At 60.6% G+C, this 5,040-nt stretch carries 6 protein-coding genes; 2 read left to right on the plus strand and 4 right to left on the minus strand.

The features are described from left to right. Window positions 1–183 precede the first annotated feature (183 nt). The gene (locus L9Z73_RS25055) at window positions 184–771 is read right to left on the minus strand and encodes an NUDIX domain-containing protein (RefSeq protein WP_247406823.1); all 588 of its coding nucleotides are present in this window, start codon (window positions 769–771) and stop codon (window positions 184–186) included. A gap of 113 nt (window positions 772–884) precedes the next feature. Here L9Z73_RS25055 and L9Z73_RS25060 point away from each other — a divergent pair, with 113 nt between their 5' ends. Continuing rightward, window positions 885–2,081 carry a GGDEF domain-containing protein gene (locus L9Z73_RS25060; RefSeq protein ID WP_247406826.1) on the plus strand — a complete coding sequence of 399 codons (1,197 nt, stop codon included), beginning with the start codon at window positions 885–887 and terminating at the stop codon, window positions 2,079–2,081. A gap of 193 nt (window positions 2,082–2,274) precedes the next feature. Here the strand turns inward: L9Z73_RS25060 and L9Z73_RS25065 are convergent, their stop codons facing one another. The 3 genes from L9Z73_RS25065 to L9Z73_RS25075 form a co-directional block, all read right to left on the minus strand. After that, window positions 2,275–3,435, minus strand: a complete 1,161-nt coding sequence (locus L9Z73_RS25065) for an alpha-hydroxy acid oxidase (protein ID WP_247406829.1) — start codon at window positions 3,433–3,435, stop codon at window positions 2,275–2,277. Window positions 3,436–3,763: 328 nt separating this feature from the next. Continuing rightward, window positions 3,764–3,970 (minus strand): PLD nuclease N-terminal domain-containing protein, encoded by a 207-nt coding sequence (locus L9Z73_RS25070; RefSeq protein ID WP_247406845.1) that lies wholly within the window; start codon window positions 3,968–3,970, stop codon window positions 3,764–3,766. Between the two features lie 112 nt (window positions 3,971–4,082). Beyond that, window positions 4,083–4,292 carry a DUF3079 domain-containing protein gene (locus L9Z73_RS25075; RefSeq protein WP_017849308.1) on the minus strand — a complete coding sequence of 70 codons (210 nt, stop codon included), beginning with the start codon at window positions 4,290–4,292 and terminating at the stop codon, window positions 4,083–4,085. A 178-nt stretch (window positions 4,293–4,470) separates the two neighbouring features. Here L9Z73_RS25075 and L9Z73_RS25080 point away from each other — a divergent pair, with 178 nt between their 5' ends. After that, window positions 4,471–5,001, plus strand: a complete 531-nt coding sequence (locus tag L9Z73_RS25080) for an iron transporter (RefSeq protein ID WP_247406847.1) — start codon at window positions 4,471–4,473, stop codon at window positions 4,999–5,001. Window positions 5,002–5,040: the final 39 nt, after the last annotated feature.

The following is a 5,040-nucleotide window of genomic DNA, read 5'->3' on the forward strand; positions in this document are numbered from 1 at the left end:
GCGGCCCACGCTCCAAAGCCTGCGTTCGGGCACACCGAGCCTAGGCGAGGTGCCGAGTGGTGGGGCAAAGACCTTTTGGTTACTTTTGGGGCGTTTGCCAAAAGTGACCCGCTGTAAGAGCGGAACCATAAGCCGCCGTTACCTAAATAACGGATATGTACACAATCACCCAAACCCAAACCCTCACCACCCCTCTTTCAACATCCGCAACTCCAGATGCTGCAACAACATGATGGTCTTCCCATCCACAATCTCCCCACTCTCCACCATCGCCAGCGCCCGCTCAAATCCCAATTCCAGCACCTCGATATCCTCACCCTCCTCTTCAATCCCACCGCCCGTGCCCACCCGATCCCCCGGTTGGTACTCACCGAGAAAAAAGTGAATCCGCTCAGTCACCGACCCCGGGCTCATGAACGCCGCATAAATCTTCTCCACATGCCCCACCCGATAGCCCGTCTCTTCCTCGGCTTCCAGGCGAATGCGTTCCTCGGGGCTGGCGTTGTCCAGCAACCCGGCCGCGGCTTCGATCAGGTAACCGGGGTAGTCATTGACGAAGGTGGGCATGCGGAACTGCCGGATCAGCAGCACGGTGCGCTGTGCGCGGTTGTACAGCAGGATGGTCGCGCCGTTGCCCCGGTCGTACACCTCGCGGGTCTGGGCCTGCCAGTTGCCGTCGCGGCGGCGTAGGTCGAAGCTGTATTTTTTCAGCAGGTACCAATTGTCCGAAAGCGTCTCTTCGGCGGTGATGCGAACGGGGCTGTTGTCCATGGTCGGGCCTTTGCTCAAAGGAGCAGGAGCATGTCGCGGTGGCAAGGTCAGCGTCAAGCGGGTCGCATACCGCTACAATCGCGCCCACAAAAGGTCTCTCCAAGGGCAAGGCAATGTCGCTGCATATCCCGACGCTACTGATAGTGGCCGTGTTCGTGTTCTGCCTGATGGGCCTGCTCACCGTGCATGCCTGGAGCCGTGGCCGCGAGCCAACCCTGGGCTATCTCGGCATCATGCTGCTGCTCGCCTCCCTGGGCACCGGGCTGATCGTGGTGCGCGGCGTGGGCGTGGACTTTGTCGCATTGATCCTCGGCAATGTCGTGCTGTTGCTCAGCGCCGCGATGAACTGGACCGCCATGCGCGCCTTCGTGCAACGCAAGCCCAGCCTGCCGGGGATTTTTGCCGGGTGTGGCGTGTGGCTGTTGATGTGCCTGCTGCCGCAGTTTTATGCTTCGCTGTCGGCGCGGGTCACCCTGTATTCGCTGCTGGCGGCCAGTTATGGCGTGCTGTCGGCCCTGGAGCTGTGGCGCAACCGCGCGACCCTGGAAGTCGCCTACGCCCCCGCCCTGGTGCTGACCCTTTTGCATACCGCGTTCTATAGCATACGCGCGCTCACCGACCCCGGCCTGCCGATGAAAAACGCCCAGGCCTCGGGGGGCGAAGGCGTGCCGTTTTTCTCGTTCATGCTGTTTGAATCGATGCTGTATGCCATCGGCATTGCCTACGTCACCCTGGCGATGGTCAAGGAGCGCGCCGAGTTGCGCTTCAAGGCCGCCGCCTTCAGCGATGCACTGACCGGCGCCGGCAACCGCCGCGCCTTTATGCTCAAGGGCGAAAAACTGCTGGCCGACTGCAACCGTCACCAGCGCAGCGCAGCCCTGTTGCTGTGCGACCTGGACCACTTCAAGCGCGTGAACGACAGTTTCGGCCACCCCATGGGCGACCAGGTGCTGATCGCCTTCAGCCAGGTGACCCGGGCAACGCTGCGCAGCGGTGATGTGTTTGCGCGTATCGGCGGTGAAGAGTTCGCCTGCCTGCTGGTCGACAGCGATGCGGCCGGTGCGTTTGAAGTGGCCGAACGCATCCGCCGCGGGTTTGCCGAACTGGACCTGCTGACGCCGGGGTTCTTGAGCGTGAGCATCGGCATCGTGACCACCACGGCGGCAGGCCATGATCTCTCGCACTTACTGTCCCAGGCCGACCAGGCGCTGTACCAGGCCAAGGCCCATGGACGCAATCGGGTGCAGGTGATGACGAAGATGCCGACACAGGTCGTCACCCACTCAACTGGGCACACCAACGCCTCATAAAGTGTGTTTTCGGCACTGGGTTCGCACGGGGCTGTCAAGCGCAAACCCAGCCTATGCTGGCCCGCGCCAGAAGTTGATCAAATATTGACCTTGGGCTGAATCGCCAACCCCCGCCGGGCCCGCGCAAAGTTATCCACAGAGATACCCACGGTTTTCGTGGACAACTCTTTTTATTTTTTTACGATTTTTTTGCTCAACCCGCACCTTGGGGAAAGGTGCCAGGCAGCAAAATATCGCGATTCACATCGCGTATATCGTTATACCCGCACAGTGCCATCGACACGTCCAACTCGCGGGCGATGATCTCGAGCGCCTTGGTCACCCCCGCTTCACCCATCGCGCCCAAACCGTACAAATGCGGGCGACCGATCATGGTGCCTTTGGCGCCCAATGCCATCGCCTTGAGCACGTCCTGGCCGGAACGAATACCGCCATCGAGCCACACTTCAATACGCTCGCCCACCGCCTCGACGATCGCCGGCAATTGGCTGATGCTCGACGGCGCGCCATCCAGCTGACGACCACCGTGGTTGCTCACCACCAACGCATCGGCGCCGGCATTGGCGGCCAGGCGCGCATCTTCCACATCGAGGATGCCCTTGATGATCAGCTTGCCGCCCCAGCACTTCTTGATCCACTCCACATCGTCCCAGCTCAGGCGCGGGTCGAATTGCTGGGCGGTCCACGACGACAGCGAACTCATGTCGGCCACGCCTTTGACATGCCCGACGATATTGCCGAAGCCATGGCGCTTGGTGCCGAGCATGCCCATCACCCAGCGCGGCTTGGTCATCATGTTGAGGATATTTGGCAGCGTCAGCCTGGGTGGCGCCGACAGGCCGTTGATCAGGTCCTTGTGACGTTGCCCGAGGATCTGCAGGTCCAGGGTCAACACCAACGCATCGACACCAGCGGCCTTGGCGCGCTCGATCAACTGCTCGATAAAGGCGCGGTCGCGCATCACATAGAGTTGAAACCAGAACGGCTGGCCGACCTGTTCGGCGATGTCTTCCAGGGAGCAAATGCTCATGGTCGACAAGGTGTAGCGCAGGCCAAAGGCCGCAGCGGCGCGGGCCGTGAGAATTTCACCATCGGCATGCTGCATCCCGGCCAGGCCAGTGGGCGCCAGGGCGACCGGCATAGCCATGTCCTGGCCGATCATGGTGGCGCGGATCGAGCGCTCATCGATATTGCGCGCCACCCGTTGGCGGAATTTGATCTGGGCAAAATCGCTTTCATTTGCCCGGTAAGTGCTTTCAGTCCAAGAGCCGGAATCGGCGTAGTCGTAAAACATCCTTGGAACGCGTTTTTGCGCCAGCTTGCGTAAGTCTTCGATGGTTGTGATCAACGACATCGGGGTCACCTCTCCCTGAACTGAGCACAGAGAGTAACCGCCCATCGGCCGTACAACCAGCCATTGCGTTTATATCGACGGCCGACTACAGCGGCCAGCCTTGAATGCAAACAGGCGCCCATCGGCGTAATGCCAGTCAGTTAAGGAAGAACACTGTCAATGTGGCGAGGGAGCTTGCTCCCGCTGGGACGCGAAGCGGCCCCAACAGAGGGGACTGCTACGCAGTCCAGCGGGAGCAAGCTCCCTAGCCACGGGTTAGCGGTTACCTGCTCTATCGCTTAACTGACCAGCATTAGCCCATCGGCGCCTGTTTTTTTGCGGATATCACCTAGCTTTTACGCGGCTCCTGCATCTCTCGCTTGGGCCCCGCCATCACCCAGGCGATCAGCCCCAGCAACGGCACAAAGATCAGGACCACCAACCACAACCCCTTGGTCTCCCAGCCGCTGGTGCTGCGCAATACAATGTTGATCGCCCACAATTCCAACAGCAGCAGAATCACTGCCAATGCGATCCAGATATATTCGATTTGCATGGTTCACCTCCTGAGGTCTATGAGTTAGGTCAAGCATCCGACCTCAGGGTTCCATCGAGTTTGCTGCGAAAAGCCCTCGTCAACGTCTCAAGACACGAAACCCAAACACTGCTCAGGCAGCTGACGGCTCGTCCGTGGCAGGTGGTTCGGGGGTGAGCCCCCAGTCGCCGTGCTCGTACCAGTCATCACCGATCATCTCGGCCGGGTGCATGGTGCGGTCGGCGCCGTTGCCACAGGCCAGGTCGGTCGTGGCGCAATAGCGGTCGCAGCCCCAACAGATGCGTTCGGGGTGTTTGGGGTGCAGCGGAAAAGGCTTGGCCATGACGAGGTTCCCTACCGGCGAACGATAGAGCCAACCTAACCTGAGCAAGGGAGGATAACCTTGACCGCCGTCAAGGTCGGCCAACATGAAATATCGCAGAAACTTGACAAGAATCATTATTATTTACGATCAACCTTTCTAGACTCGGGTTTTCTCCCCTCCCCGTCAGGAAGCCTCCATGCGTATCCCTTCTTCATTGTCCCTGGTCCTGCTGTTGTCCACCTCTGCGGCGTTCGCCAAGGAGTATCCGATCGGCGAGCCGCAGCACTGCCCAGGCCTGGAAATCGGCGCGGTGTACCTGCAACCGATCGAGATGGCGCCCGCCGGCATGATGCGCGCCACGGCCGACTCCGACGTCCACCTTGAAGCCGATGTACGCGCCACGGCGGACAATGCCCAAGGCTTCCAGGAAGGCAGTTTCGTGCCGTACCTGAACCTGTCCTTTACCTTGAAAAAGCAAGGCAGCGACACGCCGATCACCGGTGACTTCCACGCCATGGTCGCCAATGACGGGCCGCACTACGGCGACAACGTCAAGCTGCAGGGCCCGGGCAAATACACCCTGACCTTCAGCGTATTGCCGCCCAGCGGCCACCAGTCCCTGGGCCGCCATACCGACAAGGAAACCGGCGTCGCACCGTGGTTCGAACGCTGCGAAGTGCATTACGAATTCGTCTACGCCGGCATCGGCAAGAAAGGCGGCTACTGATGCGCCGCGCCCTGCTGCTGGGCAGCGTGCTGCTGAGCG

This window comes from Pseudomonas emilianonis (assembly GCF_023072625.1).
Taxonomy (GTDB): domain Bacteria; phylum Pseudomonadota; class Gammaproteobacteria; order Pseudomonadales; family Pseudomonadaceae; genus Aquipseudomonas; species Aquipseudomonas paraveronii.

Excerpts from the sequence above, each read along its gene's own strand:
- L9Z73_RS25060 (WP_247406826.1), top strand. The coding sequence starts at position 885 with ATGTCGCTGCATATCCCGACGCTACTGATAGTGGCCGTGTTCGTGTTC.
- L9Z73_RS25070 (WP_247406845.1), bottom strand. The coding sequence starts at position 3,970 with ATGCAAATCGAATATATCTGGATCGCATTGGCAGTGATTCTGCTGCTG.
- L9Z73_RS25075 (WP_017849308.1), bottom strand. The coding sequence starts at position 4,292 with ATGGCCAAGCCTTTTCCGCTGCACCCCAAACACCCCGAACGCATCTGT.
- L9Z73_RS25055 (WP_247406823.1), bottom strand. The coding sequence starts at position 771 with ATGGACAACAGCCCCGTTCGCATCACCGCCGAAGAGACGCTTTCGGAC.
- L9Z73_RS25065 (WP_247406829.1), bottom strand. The coding sequence starts at position 3,435 with ATGTCGTTGATCACAACCATCGAAGACTTACGCAAGCTGGCGCAAAAA.
- L9Z73_RS25080 (WP_247406847.1), top strand. The coding sequence starts at position 4,471 with ATGCGTATCCCTTCTTCATTGTCCCTGGTCCTGCTGTTGTCCACCTCT.